Raw genomic sequence first — 20234 nt, forward strand, 5'->3', positions numbered from 1 at the left:
CTCTCCCCGCAAGCGGGGCGAGGTGAAGACGCGCTCGCGTCACCTACCTGAAAATATGCAGCGCGGCGTATTGCAGCAGCATGATGGTCTTCGCATCCATGATGCGCCCGTCGGCGATCATGGCCAGCGCCTCGTCGATGCCAAGCTCCATCACCTCGATCTCCTCGCCCTCATCGGCGAGGCCGCCGCCGTCGCCGATCCGCATCTCCGGCTCGTATTCGGCCACGAAGCAATAGATTTTCTCCGTCACCGCGCCCGGCGTCATGAAGGCCTCAAAGACCTTGTGGACGTCGTGCAGGCGGTAGCCGATCTCCTCCTCGGCCTCGGCGCGGATGCGCGCCTCGGGATCGGCATCATCTAGCATACCGGCGGCGGCCTCGATCAGGAGGTCGTCATAGCCGTTGACGAAGGCCGGCAGGCGGAACTGCCGAACCAGCACCACGGTGCGGCGCGTGCGGTTGTAGGGCAGCAGCGTCGCGCCATTGCCGCGGTCGTAGACCTCGCGCACCTGCGTCTGCCACTCGCCATTGTTGCGCCGCCACTCGAAGGTGGTCGACTTCAAAAGGTACTTCTTGTCGGAGAGCACGCGGACGTCCTTGATGCGGACGCGATCGGAAACGGACATGCGCTTCGGTCCAATCTCAATTTTGCGGGGGCGTCTCGCGGCCGTCGAGCCATTTCTGGAACATCACCGACGTCGATTCCTCGAAGCCGAGCGAGACGTAGAACGCGCCGGCCTGCGTGTTCTCGCGGCGGACGAGGAGCTGTAGCTTTGCGATGCCGGCCTGGCGCAGCCAGTCTTCGGCGGCGGTCATGATTGCCCGGCCAAAACCGCGCTTGCGGATATCGGGATCGACGGCGACGTAGTAGACCCAGCCGCGATGGCCGTCATGGCCGACCATGACGGTCGCGACGATGGCGTTGCCGTCGCGCCCCACCAGCACGGTGGAATTGTCGCGCCGGCGCGCCAGGGCGATGTCGGCATGCGGATCGTTCCAGGGACGCGTCAGCCCGCAGCGCTGCCACAACGCCACGACGGCTTCGACATCGCCGTCCGCAATCGCGGAAACGGCAAGCGCGGAGGAGGCGTTCACAGCACTTTTCCGGGGTTCATGATTCCGAGCGGATCGAGCATCGCCTTGACCTGCCGCATCAGCGCGATCGCGGTCCTGTCCTTCACGTCGGGCAGCTCGTCGCGCTTGAGCACGCCGATGCCGTGCTCGGCGGAGATCGAGCCGCCCATGCGCAGCACGATCGCGAACACCACGGCGTTGACGTCATGCCAGCGCGCGAGGAAATCGGCGCTGTTGCTGCCAACGGGTTGGCTGACATTGTAGTGCAGATTGCCGTCGCCGAGATGGCCGAACGGCACCGGCCGCGCACCGGGGATCAGTTTCACGACAGCAGCATCCGCTTCCGCGATGAAATCAGGCACGGCCGCGACCGGCACTGAGATGTCGTGCTTGATCGAGCCGCCCTCCGGCTTCTGCGCCGCCGACATCTCGTCGCGCAGCTTCCAGAAGCCGGCGCGCTGCGTCAGATTCGCCGCGATCACGGCGTCGTCGACGATCTCGTCCTCCAGCGCGCGGGCGAGGATCGCCTCCAGCGTCGCGCGCGCGTCGTCGCGCGACGAGGACAGTTCCATCAGCACGTACCAGGGATGCTTCTGCTCGAGCGGATCGCGGACGTCGATGCCGTGGCGGATCGAAAAGTCCACCGCCATCTCGGCGAGCAGCTCGAAGCTCGTCAGCGCGTTCGAGGCTTCAGTCTGCGCGATCGTCAAAAGCTTCAGCGCCGCCGCCGGCGATTTCAGCCCGACGAACGCCGTCTCGATCGCCCTCGGCTTCGGAAACAATTTGAGCGTGGCCGCCGTAATGATGCCGAGCGTGCCTTCGGCGCCGATGAAGAGGTTATGCAGATTGTAGCCGGTGTTGTCCTTCTTCAGCTTCGTCAACGCATTCAGCACGCGGCCGTCGGCGAGCACCACCTCGAGCCCCAGCGCCATCTCGCGCGCGACGCCGTAAGCGAGTGCAGCCGTCCCGCCGGCATTGGTCGAGAGATTGCCGCCGATGGTGCAGCTTCCTTCCGCGCCGAGCGACAGCGGGAACAGACGGTCGACCTCAGCTGCTTTCGTCTGCGCGATCTGCAGCACCACGCCGGCCTCGCAGGTCATGGTGTTGGAGGCGGTATCGACCTCGCGGATCTTGTCCAGCCGGCGCAGCGACACCACCACCTCGCCATTATGCGGCGTCTGGCCTCCGACCAGCCCGGTATTGCCGCCCTGCGGCACCAGGGCGATTCTGTGCGCGGAGGCGAGCTTGCAGATTTCGGAGACCTCTGCCGTCGAACCGGGCCGCAGCACCAGCGGCGAGCGGCCGTGGAACAGATTGCGCTCCTCGGTGACGTAAGCCGCGATGTCGGCGGCATCGGTGATTGCGTGCCTGTCGCCGACGATTTTGCGGAACTTTTCGATCAGGTCGGAGGGCAGCGGCGGGATCACAGGCTGATTGATGTTCATTGCTTCGTGTCTTTCTTATCGCGCGACCGCCGCGCGCCGCAGCCGGTCGTTGATCGCCTCGCCAAGTCCGTCCTCGGGAATTGCCATCACGGCAATCCCGCGCGGGCTCTTCGCATCGAGGCTGCGAAGATAGCCGAACAGATTGGCGGCCGCTTCATCGAGATCGCCGCTGTCAGACAAATTCATGACGACCGAGGCCACCTCACAGCCAGGCAGGCGCTCCGGGCCAAATGCCAGCAGCGCTTCGCCGGGTGCGACGTCGCGCGCATTGAGCCGCACGTTGGCGCGGGGCGCGTAATGCGAGGCGAGCATCCCCGGCGCCAAGGGCTGCGAACTGTCGCTCTCGACGTCAGCCGGCGGCCGCGAAAGCGGCTCGCCGAGCACGGCCTCGATCCGCTCACGCGCCAGGCCGCCGGGCCGCAGCAGCATCGGCGTCTCGAAGCATCCGACGATGGTCGATTCGACCCCGACCTCGACCGGTCCGCCATCGACGATGAGGTCGATCCTATCAGCGAGATCAGATTCGACATGCGCGGCCAGCGTCGGCGAGACGTGGCCGGAGATGTTGGCGGACGGCGCCACCACGGCCCCGCCAAAGGCGCGCAAGATCGCTTGCGCGACCGGGTGGGCGGGAATGCGGATCGCCACGGTGTCGAGGCCCGCAGTCGCGAGCTCGGCCACCGGGCAGTTGTCCGTCTTCGGCACCACGAGTGTCAGCGGTCCCGGCCAGAACGCCTCTGCGAGCCGCAGCGCGCGGGCGTCGAGCCGGCCGATACGCCCAGCGGCTGCGAGGTCCGCGACATGGGCGATCAGCGGGTTGAACGCCGGCCGACCCTTGGCCGCGTAGAGATGGGCGATCGCCACGGCGTTCGCGGCATCCGCGCCGAGCCCGTAGACGGTCTCGGTCGGGAACGCGACCAGCCCCCCGGCGCGAAGCGTCCGGGCGGCGGCCTCGGCCGCGTCCGGTCCGGCCGGCAAGATCTGCGTTGTCAGGCCCGTTTTCACTGGGACTATTTTCCTCAAATCGGCCGCTTGCGGTGCGCCAAACCCGACGCTATAAGCCGGCCTCTTGTCGGAGTGTGGCTCAGCCCGGTAGAGCACTGCGTTCGGGACGCAGGGGTCGCAGGTTCGAATCCTGCCACTCCGACCATTCTTCCAAAAGTTTCCGGTTTGTGAGGGGCTTGGCGGGCAACCGCCGCGCCTCTTGCCGCCTTTTTGCACGGATTACGCAAGGCCGTCCACGGCCGATTCGGACCTGGCAGGGGGGCTTGTTCCGGCGGCATGGCTCGGGCGTCGGAGAATCCCGCTCAAATTGTGATCGTCATCGCCGACGCGTTTGGCGAGACTCCCGCGCCGGTCTGAGCGGATTTCGAGTTGCGCGAGCGCGCATGCTCATCCCGAGCCATCCAACATTTGCCAGGCGGAATGGCCGGCAATTGCCGGTCCCACCTAATCGCATCTTAAGCAATCTGTGCTCCGTTGTTGCAGCCCGGGAAAACGCTGCAATGACAGACGCCGCCCTGCAACTCACCGCGCCGAACCAGATCGCGGCGAAGGATCTCGCCAAGCGCGCCCGTCAGCGGCGGCCGGCCTATATCGGGCAGGGGATCAGCTACCTCGTGGATACGGCGATCCTGCTGCTGTACGCCGCCGCCGGCACGACCAGCACGCGGGTCGCCATCGTCTACGCAATGGCGGGGGTCGGATGGACCTCGCTGGCGCTTGCGTTGTCGGAGCTTCGTTTTCCGGAACGCTTCCGCGATCACTATCTGACGGTGCCGCAGAGTCTCGCCAGCATCACAATTCAATTGGCGGCGATTGACCTCGCGCCGGAGGTCGGCTTCTACTTCGTTTGCATCCTCTTCATCATCCTGGGTGTTGCCGCGTTGCGCATGTCCGCGCGACAGACCGGGATGGTCTGGACGTTTGCCGCGGTCGGTCTCACGTTTCTGTTCGTCTGCACCGATCTGCCGATCGCGATGCCGATGGAAAGCATGGCTGACCGCCAGCTGGCCCTGCTGTGCTTCGTGACGGCGCTCGGGCGCTGTGCCTTTACCGGGCTGTACGGCGCGTCGTTTCGCGAGATGCTCTACAAGCGCGGCAAGGAATTGAAGGAGGCGCATGCCCGCATCGAGGAGCTCGCGCAGGTCGATGAACTGACCGGCTTGCTCAACCGTCGATACATCATGAAGGTGCTCAACGAGGAGCTGGCGCGCGCACAACGCAACGGCGCGCTCTGTTCCGTCGTCATCATCGACCTCGATCACTTCAAGCGGATCAACGACCGCTTCGGTCATCCGATCGGCGACGAGGTGCTCAGGACTTTCGCCATCTCAGTCACGGCCAACCTCAGGGGCGTCGACCGGGTCGGGCGATATGGCGGCGAGGAGTTTCTGTTGATCCTTCCCGATGCATCGCGGGACCAGGCGGTTCAGGTCGTCGATCGCCTGAGGGACATTCTCGCCAATCTGAACTGGGACGCGATCGCCGACGGCTTGAACGTCACGATGTCCGCCGGGCTCAGCCAGATCAGGCCGGACGACACCTCCGACGACATCCTGTCCAGGTCGGACAAGGCGCTCTATCGCGCCAAGGATGCCGGACGAAATCGCGTGGTCGCCGGCTGAGGCGCCCGCTACGGCGCATCGGGACGAGCAACACCTATGGAAGGGTGTTACGCGGGGCGAGGGTTATCCTGGCGGGCGCGTCTCTGCGGCGATCAATCGGGGATGGTCGCGGCCCACGCATCCAGCGGCACCGGAATGACGATAAATTTGACGTTCTTGCCGGCTCCGCGAACGCTCGCCTTCAGGATATTCTGGAAGCGGGCCGACATCTCTCTGGGCGTGGCGACATAGAGAGGCCGCGACAGAACGTCATTCCACACATCGTTGAAGGCCAGCGATTGTCCGAGCGAGGCGCGATGGTCTCGAACGTACTTGTACTGCGCCAGGCGGCCTTTCTCGACTGACGGTATGAGCTGCGCCATCCAGCCCTCCTCGGTGCCGCCGCTCTCCTTCACGAAATACTTTATCTCGAACATCTCGCCGGTTTCGGGGTCGAGGATCGCGAGATCCGGCCGCATGTGCCCGCGCTCCTCTGCCGCGTCCACCGCGAAGTCCACACCCCAGGTTGTCGGCGCGTATTTCGTCTCCGGCTTGGCCTCCGAGCCGACGAAGGTTCCCGGCAATTCCATCGGCTTGTTCTCTTTGAAGGTCTTGCCCGGAAAGTATGGTTTCAAGACTTCAGCGTTCTGCGATTCGTAGACCGAGGCGACTGTCCTGCCATTGACCTTGTCGTTTTGGGCGGGCAGCCGTTTTTCCGCGTGCATCGTCATTAGTTCGGACTTCGACAGTCCGCGTTCGAGACGCGCTTCAGCCATCTTGGTCTCGATCACAGCGAGATTGGCCTTGATGTTCGCGATGTTCTTGTTGCGCATATCGATGCTCTTGTTCGCCTGCTCGATCGCGCCTTTCTTGTCTTCAATCTTGGTGATCAGTTTCTTGTTCCTGGTATTCCCGCTCGCGACACGGTTCGCCAGCTCCGTCTTCATGGCGTTCAGCTCGTCGTTGGCCTTGGCAAGCTTGTCCTTGAAGTGGGCAAGTTCCTTCTCCGCGTCATTAAGCTTCTGGCTTTCGGCTTCGGCACTTTTGATCGCCTTCGCCATTTTTTTTGTCGGGTTGGTCAGCTTCGGCACTTTGGACAGGATCTGCGCGACCTGTGCGCTGGTGATCTCGAACTCCGGAAGACGCGCCATGGCACGTTCCAGCGTCACGGTGAGCACGCGCTCTTCGGCAAGCTGCATGCGCTGAAGCGCCAGTTCGGCACGCGCGCTCGCCGCCAGAGGTGGGGCCACTGTGAGAATCAGCCCGCTGACGGCGGCCGTTCCCGCCAGAACGCGCTCGAGCGTACCGGCGCGCTGTCCTTCGATCGTGCGGCCGGAAAACAGCACATAGAAATCGGCTGCCGGACCGGTGATCGCCATCACGGCGGCCATCTGCATCGCGTTGACGAAGCTGTCCACCTGGGCGCCAAGGTTTGCCAGCGAGGCGTCCACTGCGGCCGTGACGCGTTGCCCTTCGACCTGGCTCGCGAACTGATACTCCTTCTTCAGACCTGAAACCTTCATTTTGGCAGGGCCGCCAAGCTGGTCCGGGTCGCCGTCGTCGGTCAGGAGCGAGGAATAGGCCTCGGCGATCGCAAGCCGGATCGCGGGCGCGGCGATATTCCCCTCCGCTTCGTCGAACAGCATCTTGGCGGTCTTGAGCATCTGCGCCTTGGCCGCGAGCTCGGCGCGTCCTTCGTCCGAAAGTCTCTGGTCGCGTTGGGCTGTGGCCAGCAGCCCGTCCAAGCGATCGAGCACCTGGCGGGCGATCTCGGTGGAGTAGGTGCCGCGATCCTCATAAACCGGGAATACGGTCTCTCGCCCGGCGACGGTCAGATGCAGGGTGGAGACCTTGGTGCGAAACAGCGCTCGCGCCACGGGGATCGTCTTCGTCGACTGGTACATCCCGCGCACAGGGGTCTTGTCCGCCTTGACCTGAAACGAATCGACGCCGCCGCGAATCTCCGGCAACGTGGTCCAGCCGCCTTGGGTTTTGGTGAGGACGTCGACAGCGACCGACGCAGGCGCGAGCTTTGCCAGGCGCGTGCCCAGAATGACGCGAACGAAGCGTTCCTGGGCTCCGACGAGGACCGGCGCCTCGTTCCCGTTCTCGTCGAGCATCTTGACGAGGGTCGGATAGTTCAGCGTCACCTGATAGGTTGGCATGGCGCTGCCGAGCTGGATCGTAATGTTCGGGTCTAGCGGTATCGCCGTCACGCTGAGCGTGCCCGCGGAGACTTCGCCGCCGAGCGGCAGGCCATCATAGGCCGGCTGGAATTTTCCGGATGCCGTTGGAAGAAACTCGAGTCGTGCCAGGCCGTTCTCGTCTGTGATGCTCACCGGATGGGTCTCGACGCCGTCGATCTGCCAGACGATCTTCTGGAGGGGAACAGCCTTGCCGTTGCCGTCGACCAGCTTCAGCTCAATGGGCGCCGTTTTCCGCTCTTCGGGATCGAACGTCACCTCCGTCTGGCCGGTGATCAGCCGATAGGACGGAAGCTCCGGCGCAGCCGTCGTGTCGACGCCGTCCCGGATCGTCAAATCGACCTGTAGCTTCCCGCTCGACGCGCGCAGCACGTCGCCCGTGGCTGCGCGCAGGGCGTACTCCGTGCCGGGAACAGACCAGCCATCGGGATCGCCGATACGTTTCACGTCGACGGCTCCCGAGACCATTTCGACGGCACCCTTCTCTCGGGGATGGAGCGTGACGCGAACGCTTTCCTTGGTGCGCTGATTGGTGACGACGACCTCCGCGGTCGGATCACTGCCGGCGGGCGCTTTCTCCAGCTCCCCGGTGATGCGGAACGGTCGCCACGAGGCGCCTTCCTTCAACGCGCTGTCCGGATCGGCGGTCGAAAACGCGAAGGACTTGAGCGGGGCGACCTGTCTTGTGATCTCGACGTCAAAGCTCTCGTCCTCGACCGCCGTCAGTTTCACGAACTTGTCGTCCTTATCCCTTTCGTCCTTGATCTGGGGCCGCTTGAGGCCCCCGTCCAGCAGCTCCATCGCGGTGTCCTTGTCCCTGCGATATGACAGCTTGACCTCCGCCTCGACGGGAAGCAGGCCCGGGTGCTGCGTGTCCTTGCGCTTGTCCAGCGCCGCAGCCCAGGCCTCCTTGGACGTGCTCTCGAGTTCGGCGAAATCCCAATACAGCTTCAGTGTCGCAGACTTCGTCTTGTCGACGGAGCCCACGAGCTCGAAGGTCGTCTTGCCGTCGGTCCTGGTCGCCTTGCCCTTCAGCGTGGTGCCGTCCTGTGTGAGCACCAGGCGCCGCTCCTGATCGCCGACCTTGATCTTCCACTCGCCCGAGAGATCGGGGACCGTATCGTCATCGGCGCGGCCAGAGCGGCTGTCCGCCGCAAGGATCGCAATCGCGACGGCAAGCAGGAAGCATGCTCGGAAAAGCCAGAGCAACGGATGGTGTCGTGCCGCCGGATGCCTTGCCATGCACGCCTCCGTGAGGAGAGGGAGAACGACCGAGAATGCTGAAGCCCGATTCCGGGTTCATTCCCGCTTCATCTCGAGCTCTTCCTTGTGGGTTTCGCCATTGTCGAGCGCGTATTGTCTCAAGAGCTTGCTGCCCACGAACACCCGCCCTTTGGTCCTGATCGTGCACGAGGCGCGTCGCAGCTTGTCGATCAAGGTACAGTCGAACGCTTCGGTCGTCTTGGCGCCGTCGTTCATGGTCTCGATATCGATCTTGAACGCCGCACCGATGCGGGCCTCCGGCAGCGTGGGTTCGTAGTTGGTGCACATGTGCCCGCCCAGGGGCAGCGGCTGGCAATGGAAGCCGACCTTCAACTTCACGGCCTCCTGGGCCTGCATTGCGCTTTGCGTGAATTGGCTGTCTCCGGTGCTCGCCACGTCAATGATGCAATTGTCGAGGAAATGCGTGTCGGTAATTCCGGCATCGCTGCAAATCTGCCTGGCGCGCTGACGGGCCGCTTCGTCGAGGCTTCGTGTCGAAACGGCAGCATAGGGGAAATCGAGGTCGGTCCAGGTGCTGGTGCTCTCTCCGCTGTCGTAGTCGAAGAGCGAGTCCCGCTGGCCGATGCGCCAGCTATGTCCGAAGATTCCGTAGAGCGCCTTGCGGGCGTCTTGTCCGCCCGCGACGTTCGCGACCAGCTCGGGCCATGCGACGGCCGTTCCGTCGCGCGACATCAAATCGTTCGCGGCGTTGCCGTCGAAGTTGCCGAACAGGCCGCCGATCTTGCCCGCGCGCGCATTCGCAAGGTCGACCGTAAGGTCGAGGTAGTAACTGTGCATGATCACGCGGATTTCGGAATGGTCCGGCCAGATCATCGAGAGCTTGCCGTCGATCCGGGCAACCCGGCCGCCTTTCGGCAGGGCGATGGCGCTGCCCTCGTCGGGAAGCGGCGTCGACTGACCATTGACGTAGAGGCCGGACCGTCGGCCCACATAGAAGCCAACACGGTCACCCACGACATTCGCGGCCACGGCCACATTCGTGCTGATGCTTCGCGATGTCCCTTGCCAGGGCGCCTGGCGGACCTGGACTTCCATGTCGTCGGTGGTCGACTTCAGCGCAACGAACTCGCCGATGAGCTGGAGATCGTAATACGCGCCGTCGATCGTGCGAATGTGCACGTCGCCATTGCTTGTCCCGCGGGTGCGCTCGCTGACCTCGCGTATTAGACCCTTGATCGGTGTGGGCCGCGGCGCAGGCGGTGCACCTCCGCTCGAAGGTTCGACTTGGGCCACCACGGGTGGAACGGGCTCGGGCGGATCGTTGTCGAAGAAGCGGTGAAACCAGCCCAGATACGCGCCCAGGCCAGCCAGGGCCAGTAGGGCTCCCGCCATCGTCACGAAGCGCCTCTTCCGCACGGCTCTTCTCCGAATTCGCAGGACGTGACGCCGAGACTGTACCTCGAACCATTGCGCGGCAATTCCAGCCGCACGACCGCCTTACGCATTCCGGCGACGCTTCGAGCAGGAGCTTCGGTCTTGTGGCCTCGACCGAAGCTGGCGGACGACGCGCAGCACAGACAGGCTAGCGAAACGAGGGTCGCTCCGCGTGTGAAATATTTCACAGGCGCAGGTAAATATGTTCCGAAGTGCCTGGCCGCCTGCGCGGAATCCTCCCGAGGGACGGACATTCGACTGCTTCTCCGGCGTTGATGCGCTCTCTCGCCGGTTGGGCCCTACAGGGCCCCCGCTGCTTACCAAGAGCTTATTTTGCAGCGGCGCTTCGCATCCTGCCATGCGATACTGATCGCATCGATCCGGGAACCCCGATGCAACCGTCTCACCCAGCCTCCTCGCGCCGCACCCTGATCGGTGCCGCGCTGCTTGCCGCGGTCGCAGCGCTGGGCTGGCTCACTTATGTGCTCGCGCTCGATGCCGGCTTCGTCCGCATGCAGCGCGAGGCCAATGACCGCCTGACGCTGATCGCGAGCAGCTTCGATGCCACGGTCGCGCGCTTCCGCTATCTGCCGGCGGTGCTGTCGCTGGCCGATCCGATCCGCGCACTCTACCGCGATCCGAAAGACACGGCCGCCATCGCCGCCGCCAATCGTTACCTGCAATCCCTGAACCAGAAGGCCGGCGCGGCCGAGCTCTACGTGCTCGACGGCACCGGCCTTGCGCTCGCCGCCAGCAATTTCGACCAGGACTCCAGCTTCGTTGGACAGAACTACGCGTTCCGTCCCTACTTCCAGGACGCGCTGCGCGGCGGCGAGGGTCATTACTATGCCGTCGGCGCCACCACCGGGCAGCCCGGCTATTTCCTCTCCCATCGCATCGAGGAGGCGGGCAAGACCATCGGCGTTGCCGTGGTCAAGATCGATCTCAGTCCGCTGGAATCGGATTGGGCGCGTGCCGGTGATCTCGTTGCGATGAAGGACGAGAACGGCGTGATCTTCCTTGCAAGCCGCGCGGAATGGAAATACCGCCCGGTGTCTTCAATTCCACAAAGCCGCATCGCCGAGCTTAACGCCGCACGTCAGTTCGGCCGGTCGATCGACGCCGCGCCGGTGTTCGTGGCTGATGGCGACAGATCGGGCGTCCAGGTCGGGCGCACGCGCGGCCGCGATGGTGTCGAGCCCGGCGAATATGCCCTGCAGGTTCGCGCCCTCGATCAGGGCTGGACACTGTTGCTGTTCTCCGACGCCGCCGACGCGCGCCGCCATGCGGCAACCGTTGCGACCGCCGGCGTGTTCGCACTGCTCGCAGCACTCCTGGTCGCCGTCGTCGCCGTTCAGCGGCGGCAGGTGATCCGCGCCAAGCTCGAGGCGCATGACGTGCTCGAGCAGCGCGTCGCCGAGCGCACCGAGGAACTGCGCAAGACCCATGAAAGCCTGGTGCAGAGCGCAAAGCTCGCGAGCCTCGGCCAGGCCTTGGCCGGGGTCGCGCATGAGATCAACCAGCCGCTCGCCGCGCTCAACACCTATGTCGCAAGCAGCCGGGTCCTGCTTCGCCGTAACGAGGTGGAGCGCGCCGCCGGTAATCTCGACGCCATGTCGGCAATCGCCGAGCGCATGATGGCGCTGATCGCGCATCTGCGCATGTTCGCGCGCAAGGAGACCGGCGCGCGCAGTGTGGTCGCGCTCGCGCCCGTGATCGACAATGCGATCCGCCTGCTGCAATACAAGATCGACAATGAGCGCATCGAGATCGTGCGTGTCATGCCGGCCGAGCCGCTGCATAGTCTGGCCAACCCGGTCCGGCTGGAGCAGGTCGTCGTCAACCTGCTATCGAACGCGATCGGCGCGATGCAAGGATGCGAGCGGCGCGTTCTCACCGTCACCCTCGGCCGCCGCGGCGGCCATGCCACGATCGCGATCACTGACACCGGCGTCGGGATCGCGCCGGAGCATCTGAAATCGCTGTTCGACCCGTTCTTCACCACCAAGGAAATCGGCGAGGGGCTTGGCCTCGGCCTCTCGATCTCGTACGGAATCGTCAGGGAGTTCGGAGGAGAGATCTTGGTGGACAGCGTACCGGGCAAGGGCTCGACCTTCACGGTGGTCATTCCCGCAGTCGACGGCAGCCCGGCCGCGACGCAAGCGGAATTGCAGGCATGAGCGGCAGCGGTCCTGCAAGCATGAGCGGCGCGGTTCTCGTCGTCGACGACGAAGAGATCGTCCGCGACTCCGTGCGGCAATGGCTGGAGCTCGGCGGCTTTGCGGTCCGCACCGCCGCAGGCGCGGAGGAGGCGCTGCGGCTCGTCCAGGAGATCCCGCCCGACGTCGTGCTCAGCGATTTCCGCATGCCGCAGATCTCGGGGCTGGAGCTGATGCGCGACATCCATCGCGCCGACCCCGATATCCCCGTGGTGCTGCTGACCGCCCATGGCGACGTGCCGCTGGCGGTCGCCGCGATGCGCGAGGGCGCCTACGATTTTTTGCAAAAGCCGCATGATCCGGAGCAGCTCTCGCTGGTGATTGCGCGTGCCGTCGAGCGGCGGCGGCTGAAATTGCAGCTCGGCGAGCTCGCAGGCCGGCTCGCGGCGAGTGGCGCGATCGAGAGCCGCCTGATCGGCCTGTCAAAGCCGATGGCCGCGCTGCGCGCCAGCGTGCTGGAGCTTGCCGGCCACGACCGCGACGTCATCGTCACCGGTGAGACCGGAACCGGCAAGGAGGTGGTGGCGCGCGCGCTCCACGATTTTGGCCCGCGCGCGAAAGCGCCGTTCGTTGCAGTGAACTGCGCGGCGATCCCGGCCGAGCTGTTCGAGAGCGAGTTGTTCGGACATGAGGCCGGGGCCTTCACGGGCGCGCGGGGCGCTCGCATCGGCAAGTTCGAGCACGCCTCCGGCGGCACCTTGCTGCTCGACGAGATCGAGAGCATGCCGCTGCCGTTCCAGGCCAAGATTCTTCGCGCGTTGCAGGAGCGCGCGATCGAGCGCGTCGGCTCGAACAAGCTCTTGGCCGTCGACGTGCGGGTGATCGCGGCCGCCAAGGGCGATCTCGCCGCCGCAAGCCGCGACGGGCGCTTCCGCTCCGATCTCTATTTCCGCCTCGCCGCCGCCGAGCTGCAATTGCCGGCGCTGCGCGAGCGCGGCAACGACGTGCTGCTGCTGTTCGAGCATTTTGCGGCCGCGGCCGCCAGGGGCGCAGGCGGCACGCTGGCGCCGCTGCGCGCCGACGATCTCGATGCGCTCCTCGCGCACGACTGGCCTGGCAATGTGCGCGAGCTGAAGAACGTCGCCGAGCGCTACGCACTCGGGCTCGCGGCGACCGGGCGCAGCGTCGCGGAGATATTACGGCGTGGCGAGCCCGGCGTGCCGCGGCGCACGCTCGCCGACCGCGTCGCCGGCTTTGAGCGGACGCTGATCGAGGCCGCCTTGCGCGAGCACGACTGGTCGATCGCAGACGTCACCGAGGAGCTCGGGGTTCCCCGCCGGACCCTAAATGAGAAGATGGTGAAATATTCGCTGGTCCGTCCCGGCCGCAAGGACGGCTGAACATCGGCGAAAATCCGCCGATGGCACCGTCAGCGTCGGCGGATTACCGCCGACGTTGTGGCGCGGCGTGTGAACGTTTCGCACAAAATCATCTGAAAACGTCGGCAAACCCCGCCTGATCTCCCGTTGCGCGCGGCTGGCACGGCCGTTGCTGAAGAAGGCGCCGAGACCATCTGGTCGTCCGGGGCGGCGCCACCTTGCGATCCAACAAGCAAGCGGCCGTGTCCCGCAGGGAACACCAAGCCTTTGGAGGATGTCGTGAGTTCACAGGAAGCCTCGATTCAAACCCTTGCCCCCGCGGGCGCCGAGCCCCGCAGCGATCTCGCCGACGTCAAGCGGCGGCTGCGCGCGATCTTCATCGGCTCGGTCGGCAATCTCGTCGAGTGGTACGATTTCTACGCCTACGCGGCCTTCGCGCTCTATTTTGCGAAAGCGTTCTTCCCCGACGGCGACGAGGTCGTGCAGCAGCTCAATGCCGCGCTGCTGTTCGCCGCCGGCTTCCTGGTGCGGCCGCTCGGCGGCTGGCTGTTTGGCCATCTCGCCGACAGCTACGGACGGCGCAATGCGCTGACGCTGTCGGTGGTGATGATGTGCTTCGGCTCGCTGATCATCGCGGTGACGCCGACCTATGCCTCGATCGGGATCGCGGCGCCGATCGTGCTCGGCCTCGCGCGCATCCTGCAGGGCTTGAGCCTCGGCGGCGAATACGGCACCAGCGCCACCTATCTCACCGAAGTCGCCGACGAGAAGAACCGCGGCTTCTATTCCAGCTTCCAGTACGTCACGCTGATCGGCGGCCAGCTCTGCGCCATCCTGGTGCTGTTGCTGCTGCAGAAGGTGTTTTTGTCGACCGAGGAGATTCGCGCCTGGGGCTGGCGGGTGCCGTTCGCCTTTGGTGCCGTGCTCGCCGTCGTCGCCGCTCTGATGCGCAGCAATTTGCACGAGACCGACGCTTTCAAGAGCAGCCAGAAGGTCGCCAAGAAGTCGAGCTCGATCCGCGCGCTGATGAACTATCCGCGCGAGGTGTTGCTGGTGGTCGGCCTCACCATGGGCGGCACCGCGGCGTTCTACACCTACACCACCTACATGCAAAAATTCCTGCGCCTCTCCGTCAAGCTCACCGACGACCAGACCACGATGGTGACGGCGGGCAGCCTCCTCTTCGCGATGGCTCTCCAGCCGATCTACGGCGCGATCTCGGATCGGATCGGACGCAAATGGCTGCTGATCGGGTTTGGCGTCTCGGGCACGCTGTTCACCATTCCGCTGCTGACCAGCCTGCAGGCGACGCACGACGCGTTCACGGCGTTCCTGCTGATCGCAGCCGCCTGGATGATCGTGTCGGGCTATACCGCGATCAACGCCGTGGTGAAGGCCGAGCTGTTCCCGACCAGCGTGCGGGCAACCGGTGTCGGCGTGCCCTATGCGCTCACGGTCTCGATCTTCGGCGGCACCGCGGAATCGATCGCGCTGTGGTTCAAGTCGATCGGGCACGAGAGCTGGTTCTACTATTATCTCACCGGCTGCATCGCGATCTCGCTGCTGGTTTATCTGACGATGCGGGACACCAAGAAGCTGTCGGCGATGAACCGGCACGAATAGGAGCGCGGGCGGAGGCGCGGGCCCGCTGCTCGCGCCTCAGCGCTGCACGCCGCGCCGCTGCATCGCAGGCGTCCACACCAGCCAAATGGTCGCGGGTTGCAATATTTCAGGCGATCTATTTATGGTGTAAGGTGGCGGCCCCGGCCTTCGCTGCGAAGGAGAGCTCTCATGTCCACCATCGTCTTTTTCGATCTTGGCGATACGCTCGTCATTCCGAAAATCGATCAAGGTACGCTGGCGGCGCTCAAGGTGCTGCCGTTTGCGACCAAGGTGCTCGACAAGTTGAAGCACACCAATGTCGCCGGCGCGGCCTTGCGCCTCGGCGTCATCTCGAACACCGGCAATGAGACGGGGGATCGGATGCGAACCCTGCTGCAGCAAGCCGGACTGCTCGGCTTCTTCGAGCCAGCCCTGCTGCTGTTCAGCTCGGTGGAGCATCTCGACAAGACCAGGACGGAATTCTTCCAGCTCGCCGCGACGCGCGCGGGCGTGCCGCCGGCGCAGTGCATTTATGTCGGAGAGAATGCCGATGAGCGCCGGGTGGCTGAATCGGCCGGCTTCCGCACGTCGTTCCATCCGCTGCACGTCTTCCACGTGCTCGGGCTGGTCTGACGGCGGAGCGGTCGCGCCCCGTCAGGACGGCGTCGCGCCCGGCTCCAGCGCCTCGCCCATCTCGAGCGGATGGGCCATGGCCTCATGCAGGGCGTCGCGATCGAGCTCGCCCTCGGACAGGCTGATCACGACGCAGGCGACGCCGTTGCCGATCAGATTGGTCAGCGCGCGACACTCGCTCATGAACTTGTCGATGCCGACCAGGATCGCGATCGACTGGATCGGAATGTCGGGCACGATCGAGAGCGTTGCCGCGAGCGTGATGAAACCCGCGCCGGTCACGCCCGAGGCGCCCTTCGAGGTGATCATGGCGATGCCGAGAATGCCGAGTTCCTGCCAGATCGTCAGGTTGGTGTTGGTGGCCTGCGCCAGGAACAGCGTTGCCAGCGTCATGTAGATGTTGGTGCCGTCGAGATTGAAACTGTAGCCGGTCGGGATGACGAGGCCGACCACGGAGCGCGAGGCGCCGAGATGCTCCATCTTCTGGATCATCTGCGGCAGCACCGTCTCGGATGACGAGGTGCCGAGCACGATCAACAGCTCGTCCTTGATATAGGCGATGAAGCGGATGATCGAGAAGCCTGCGAGCCGCGCGATGGCGCCGAGCACGATCAGCACGAACAGGATGCTGGTGAGGTAGAACGTGCCGATCAGGGCGGCGAGGTTGAGCAGCGAGCCGAGCCCGTAGGCGCCAACGGTGAAGGCCATGGCGCCGAACGCGCCGATCGGCGCGACGCGGACGATGATGCGGATGATGCCGAAGAACATCTTGGCCGCCTTGTCGATCGCCGCGGCGATCGGCTCGCCGGCCTTGCCGAGGAAGGCGATGGAAAACCCTGACAGGATCGAGATCAGCAGCACCTGGAGCAGGTCACCGCGCGCAATGGCGCCGAGATAGCTGTCGGGGATGATCGCCATCAGATGCGAGACGATGCCTTGCTCCTTGGCCTGGGTGACGTAGGTCGATACCGACTTCGGGTCGATCGTGGCAGGGTCGATGTTGAAGCCGTGCCCGGGCTGCAGCACTTCGCCGACCAGGAGGCCGACCGCGAGCGCCACGGTCGAGACCGCCTCGAAATAGATCAGCGACTTCAGCCCGACCCGGCCGACGCGCTTGAGGTCGCCCATCGAGGAGATGCCGTGCACGACGGTGCAGAAAATCACCGGCGCGATCATCATCTTGATCAGCGCGATGAAGCCGTCGCCGAGCGGCTTCAATTCCTTGCCGAGATTTGGATAGAAATAGCCGACGAGGATTCCGAGCGCGATGGCGATCAGGACCTGGACGTAGAGGATGCGATACCAGGGTTGGTGTCGGCGCGCGGCGGCCGGCCGGAACGCATCTGTCGTCATGGGATCCCCCCAATGGTGTTTTGACACCATCATGGAGTGCCGCGGCGTCGGCCGATACTCACAAGTTCGTCGGCATCTGCAGAACTGTTCCCCGTTTTGGGTGGACCTGCGCGCTCAGGTCAGGTGGGCGATGAGGCTGATCAGCTCGGCCTGCCGGTGCGTCCCGGTCTTGGAGAATGCCGACTTCAGATGATTGCGCGCGGTCTCGCGCGCGATGCCGAGCCGCCCGGCGGCGGCGTCGAGCGAGAGGCCGGTAACGAGGAGCGATACCAGCCGCGCTTCCGCGCGCGTCAGCTCGAAGGCCTGTGCGATCAGGCCGGGCTCGGGCGGCAGGCGCGGAATCAGGTTCGATAGCGTGAGCATCGCGCGCGCACCGAGGAACACGTTGCGTGCAGCGCCATCGATCGGCAGCACGCGCAGCACCACCGGCGGCTTGGCCGTGCGGCGGATCATTACCGGTTCGTGGGGACGTGCGGTGGACTCGGAGCTGAATCTGATGGCATCGATCAGGCGATCGATCCTGGCCATCGCCTGCTTGTCGTGCACGACCAGTTGCCGATTCCGAAGCTTGATCTCGTCGTCAAAGCCCGCATCGGCGGCGGCATTGCGGCTCAGCACCTGTCCAAGGCGATCGATGATGAGCGCAGGCTTGCGCACGCGGTCGAGCGCGTCGGTCATGCCGGCGAGCGCGACGCGGCCGATCGAGGTCGAAAGCGTTGCCGTTTCCGTCAGCCGCGGCGCGAGCTGCGCCAGGATCCGCGTATCGCGCGCGTCGAATGCACCTTCGCGCGACGTCCTCTGTAGCGTGAGAACCCACGAAGCGGAGCCGGCCCAGAAGCCGATGCCGGCGAACCACTGGAGTCCGAACGGACGCAGCACCTCATTGTACATGGGATCAATGCGCATCTGATCCGGCGTGACGCAGTCCTCGTCGGTGATGACTTCGCCCGACATGGCGCGCGGAACGCCGCGGGCGCGGGGATCCGCCAGGTGCCAGCCTTGTGCGAAATAACGCTGCAGGGCTTCGTTCATGGAGACCGTGCTGGGGACGTCGGGCGTGCGGATGTCGGCCTGGAGCAGCACGGCGCCGGTCGTGCCGGTCGCGCGACAGAGATCGTCCATGATCGCGGGCCACGCCGCCGGATCGATCGCGGCTTCGCCAAGGCGGCCGATGATCCCCGAGAGTTTGTCGTGATCGATCGCGCTCGTCGTCAAGGCACGTCCCCCGCCCGCGATAGGACAAAAATCTTCTCCGCCGGACGGGCGGCGGGCAAGGCCCATGTCCGCCTTCTGCAACGAAACCATCCGAATGGATGAGGGCACTAGGTAACTAAATACCAATAGATGTTATGGCCCGTATGGGTCATGCCGTTCCCTTGGGCATCGTCTAGGTGGTCAGACGATGAGCTCCTGCCGCCATGTCCTGATGTTGATCCTGCCGGCCGAACGGTCGATGGTCCCATGACCGCCGCCGAGCCGGGCAACGTCAGATGCGCGTGCTGTGGCGAGCACTCTCCGCAGCCGCTCCAGCCTGCCAGTAACGAATTCGGTGCGCGCGATCTCGACCACCGTCCGCCCGAGACGATGCGCTCCACCATGGAGAGTTGGCTGCAGGAATGTCCGCATTGCGGCTACGTCGCAGCCGATCTCGGCCAGGCCGAGCCGAGCGATCGCAAGCAAGTCAAGACAGATCGCTATCAGATGCTGCGCCACGGCCCTTATGTCTCGCGCCTGTCGAGCCGCTTTCTGCTGCGCGCCGTGCTCGACTCGCTCGGAGGCGATCGCGAGCGTGCCTTTGCCAATACGATCTGCGCGGCCTGGGACGCCGACGATCGCGATCTCAAGGACGCCGCGCGATCCCTGCGCAAGCGCGCGGCAAACTATCTGAAGGGGCATGACGAGGACTCGGTCGATCTCAAGCTCAGGCTGCTCGACATCCACCGGCGCGCATCGGACTGGAAGAGCGCGGATTTGATGGCGCGGCATCTGGCGGAGCAAAAGCTCGACCCGCAGACGTCGGCGATCCTTGCGTTCCAGGTCCGGCGCATCCATGCCAAGGACGACGCCGCCTACACCGTGGCGCACGCGCTGAGCGGCGACCTCGGCGCCGAGCACCGGCTCCGGATTCTGCGCTAGCAACGGTCGTCGCCCACCGCCACGTCCGATTTACCAAGGCCGAGAACAGGCTCGGTCGCCACGCTTTTCTCGCGTCCCAGCCTATCGCGGAACCCGCGCCATTGGTGTAGCTTCCCCGCAACAAAGGCGGATGTTTCTCGCCGCCAAATCAATGAGAGGCCCCCAATAAGGGAGGCCCAAAGGGAGTTCATGGGTCGCGCGGGATTTTTCCCTCTCTTGAGGCTGCAGCCGTGGTCGTGGCGGGCGTTTGCGTTCGCCGCGCTGGTCGTCGCAATGTCGGCCATCGTTCAGGGCGTGTGCGTGCTCCTCGGCGCCGACCTCCACTTCGCGGCCTTCCTGCCCGGCGTCTTCATCGTCGGGATCCTCGCCGGCGCTCCCGCCGCGGTGTTCGCCATTCTTCTGAGCATTCCGCTGGTGTGGTGGGCGTTCATGCCGCCGTTCTTCGAGTTCAGCCGGCTGACCATCGCCTATGCCCATGACATCAACCTGTTCTTCCTGTTCAGCGTGCTGCTGATCGGGCTCGCCGATCTCTGCCGCCTGACCGTGACGATCACCGGCCGCGGCGACCTGAACCGCGCGAACGAGACCACCGTACGGCGGTGACGTGACCCGCCGGCAACAGTTCGGAAACTATCGTTCCGCTCTCTTCCCGCCGCTAACTTTTCGAAAATCGTTCTGTCGCACCTTCGGCCCCGGAATGACGACGGGGAGTTTGGGACATGAACGGACAAGCCATCCTGGAGAATGTGCGCCGCTACCGTGCGATCGCCTCGCTGCATCGCCAGACGGCCGCGTTCCGGCCGCGCCAGAGCTGGTCCCTGCTGGAGCAGGCCAGCGAATGGGAATCGCGCGCGATCGCCGAGCTCGAGGCCTATTTTGCCGGCAACGAAAGGGCTTGGTCGGCAACGGAATTGGCCGCGGCCTGATCATTGCCTCGCCGCGCCGGTCATGTGATAGCAACCCGCATGGGGTCGAATCGTCAGTGC

The 20234-nt window shown here is 64.9% G+C and carries 16 protein-coding genes and 1 tRNA gene; 9 read left to right on the forward strand and 8 right to left on the reverse strand.

Annotated features, from left to right (window positions below):
* Nucleotides 1–43 precede the first annotated feature (43 nt).
* From C2U70_RS16480 to C2U70_RS16495, 4 genes are read right to left on the reverse strand one after another with little or no spacing between them, the layout of a single operon-like run.
* Complete coding sequence (locus tag C2U70_RS16480) at nucleotides 44–625, reverse strand: NUDIX domain-containing protein (RefSeq protein ID WP_140979482.1); 582 nt, start codon at nucleotides 623–625, stop codon at nucleotides 44–46.
* 16 nt (nucleotides 626–641) lie between these two features.
* A complete protein-coding gene (locus tag C2U70_RS16485; RefSeq protein ID WP_140979483.1) occupies nucleotides 642–1094 on the reverse strand; it encodes a GNAT family acetyltransferase in 453 nt (150 codons plus the stop codon).
* On the reverse strand, nucleotides 1091–2518 hold the full coding sequence (locus C2U70_RS16490) for an FAD-binding oxidoreductase (RefSeq protein WP_140979484.1): 1428 nt from the start codon (nucleotides 2516–2518) through the stop codon (nucleotides 1091–1093). The genes C2U70_RS16485 and C2U70_RS16490 overlap by 4 nt, the downstream gene beginning before the upstream one ends.
* Nucleotides 2519–2533: 15 nt before the next feature.
* Nucleotides 2534–3523, reverse strand: coding sequence for an L-threonylcarbamoyladenylate synthase (locus C2U70_RS16495; protein ID WP_186294305.1), 990 nt, complete (start codon nucleotides 3521–3523; stop codon nucleotides 2534–2536).
* Between the two features lie 68 nt (nucleotides 3524–3591).
* Between C2U70_RS16495 and C2U70_RS16500 the strand changes: the two genes are divergently transcribed.
* Nucleotides 3592–3668: transfer RNA gene (locus C2U70_RS16500), tRNA-Pro, on the forward strand.
* A 355-nt stretch (nucleotides 3669–4023) separates the two neighbouring features.
* On the forward strand, nucleotides 4024–5145 hold the full coding sequence (locus C2U70_RS16505) for a GGDEF domain-containing protein (RefSeq protein ID WP_186294306.1): 1122 nt from the start codon (nucleotides 4024–4026) through the stop codon (nucleotides 5143–5145).
* Nucleotides 5146–5237: 92 nt separating this feature from the next.
* Here the strand turns inward: C2U70_RS16505 and C2U70_RS16510 are convergent, their stop codons facing one another.
* On the reverse strand, nucleotides 5238–8570 hold the full coding sequence (locus C2U70_RS16510) for an Ig-like domain-containing protein (protein ID WP_140979487.1): 3333 nt from the start codon (nucleotides 8568–8570) through the stop codon (nucleotides 5238–5240).
* Nucleotides 8571–8627: 57 nt separating this feature from the next.
* Nucleotides 8628–9944 carry a VWD domain-containing protein gene (locus C2U70_RS16515; RefSeq protein ID WP_246666768.1) on the reverse strand — a complete coding sequence of 439 codons (1317 nt, stop codon included), beginning with the start codon at nucleotides 9942–9944 and terminating at the stop codon, nucleotides 8628–8630.
* Nucleotides 9945–10378: 434 nt separating this feature from the next.
* Here C2U70_RS16515 and C2U70_RS16520 point away from each other — a divergent pair, with 434 nt between their 5' ends.
* The 4 genes from C2U70_RS16520 (at nucleotide 10379) to C2U70_RS16535 (ending at nucleotide 15759) form a co-directional block, all read left to right on the forward strand.
* Nucleotides 10379–12166, forward strand: a complete 1788-nt coding sequence (locus tag C2U70_RS16520) for an ATP-binding protein (RefSeq protein ID WP_140979489.1) — start codon at nucleotides 10379–10381, stop codon at nucleotides 12164–12166.
* Between the two features lie 20 nt (nucleotides 12167–12186).
* Nucleotides 12187–13545 carry a sigma-54-dependent transcriptional regulator gene (locus C2U70_RS16525; protein WP_140979505.1) on the forward strand — a complete coding sequence of 453 codons (1359 nt, stop codon included), beginning with the start codon at nucleotides 12187–12189 and terminating at the stop codon, nucleotides 13543–13545.
* Between the two features lie 279 nt (nucleotides 13546–13824).
* Nucleotides 13825–15147: an MFS transporter gene (locus C2U70_RS16530; RefSeq protein WP_140979506.1), complete on the forward strand. Its 1323-nt coding sequence runs from the start codon at nucleotides 13825–13827 to the stop codon at nucleotides 15145–15147.
* Between the two features lie 168 nt (nucleotides 15148–15315).
* On the forward strand, nucleotides 15316–15759 hold the full coding sequence (locus C2U70_RS16535) for an HAD family hydrolase (protein ID WP_140979490.1): 444 nt from the start codon (nucleotides 15316–15318) through the stop codon (nucleotides 15757–15759).
* A 21-nt stretch (nucleotides 15760–15780) separates the two neighbouring features.
* Here C2U70_RS16535 and C2U70_RS16540 read toward each other — a convergent pair whose 3' ends face one another.
* Both C2U70_RS16540 and C2U70_RS16545 read right to left on the reverse strand, forming a co-directional pair.
* Nucleotides 15781–17112, reverse strand: a complete 1332-nt coding sequence (locus C2U70_RS16540; protein WP_140979491.1) for a dicarboxylate/amino acid:cation symporter — start codon at nucleotides 17110–17112, stop codon at nucleotides 15781–15783.
* A gap of 114 nt (nucleotides 17113–17226) precedes the next feature.
* Entirely contained in the window at nucleotides 17227–18327 is a 1101-nt protein-coding gene (locus tag C2U70_RS16545; protein ID WP_140979492.1) for a helix-turn-helix transcriptional regulator, read from the reverse strand.
* A 246-nt stretch (nucleotides 18328–18573) separates the two neighbouring features.
* Between C2U70_RS16545 and C2U70_RS16550 the strand changes: the two genes are divergently transcribed.
* The 3 genes from C2U70_RS16550 (at nucleotide 18574) to C2U70_RS16560 (ending at nucleotide 20174) form a co-directional block, all read left to right on the forward strand.
* Nucleotides 18574–19248 carry a hypothetical protein gene (locus tag C2U70_RS16550; RefSeq protein ID WP_140979493.1) on the forward strand — a complete coding sequence of 225 codons (675 nt, stop codon included), beginning with the start codon at nucleotides 18574–18576 and terminating at the stop codon, nucleotides 19246–19248.
* A 216-nt stretch (nucleotides 19249–19464) separates the two neighbouring features.
* Nucleotides 19465–19851 carry a DUF4118 domain-containing protein gene (locus C2U70_RS16555; protein ID WP_349629573.1) on the forward strand — a complete coding sequence of 129 codons (387 nt, stop codon included), beginning with the start codon at nucleotides 19465–19467 and terminating at the stop codon, nucleotides 19849–19851.
* A 116-nt stretch (nucleotides 19852–19967) separates the two neighbouring features.
* Nucleotides 19968–20174, forward strand: coding sequence for a hypothetical protein (locus C2U70_RS16560; protein ID WP_140979495.1), 207 nt, complete (start codon nucleotides 19968–19970; stop codon nucleotides 20172–20174).
* The last annotated feature ends 60 nt before the right edge of the window (nucleotides 20175–20234 follow it).

This window comes from Bradyrhizobium guangdongense, assembly GCF_006483445.1.
GTDB lineage: Bacteria > Pseudomonadota > Alphaproteobacteria > Rhizobiales > Xanthobacteraceae > Bradyrhizobium > Bradyrhizobium guangdongense_A.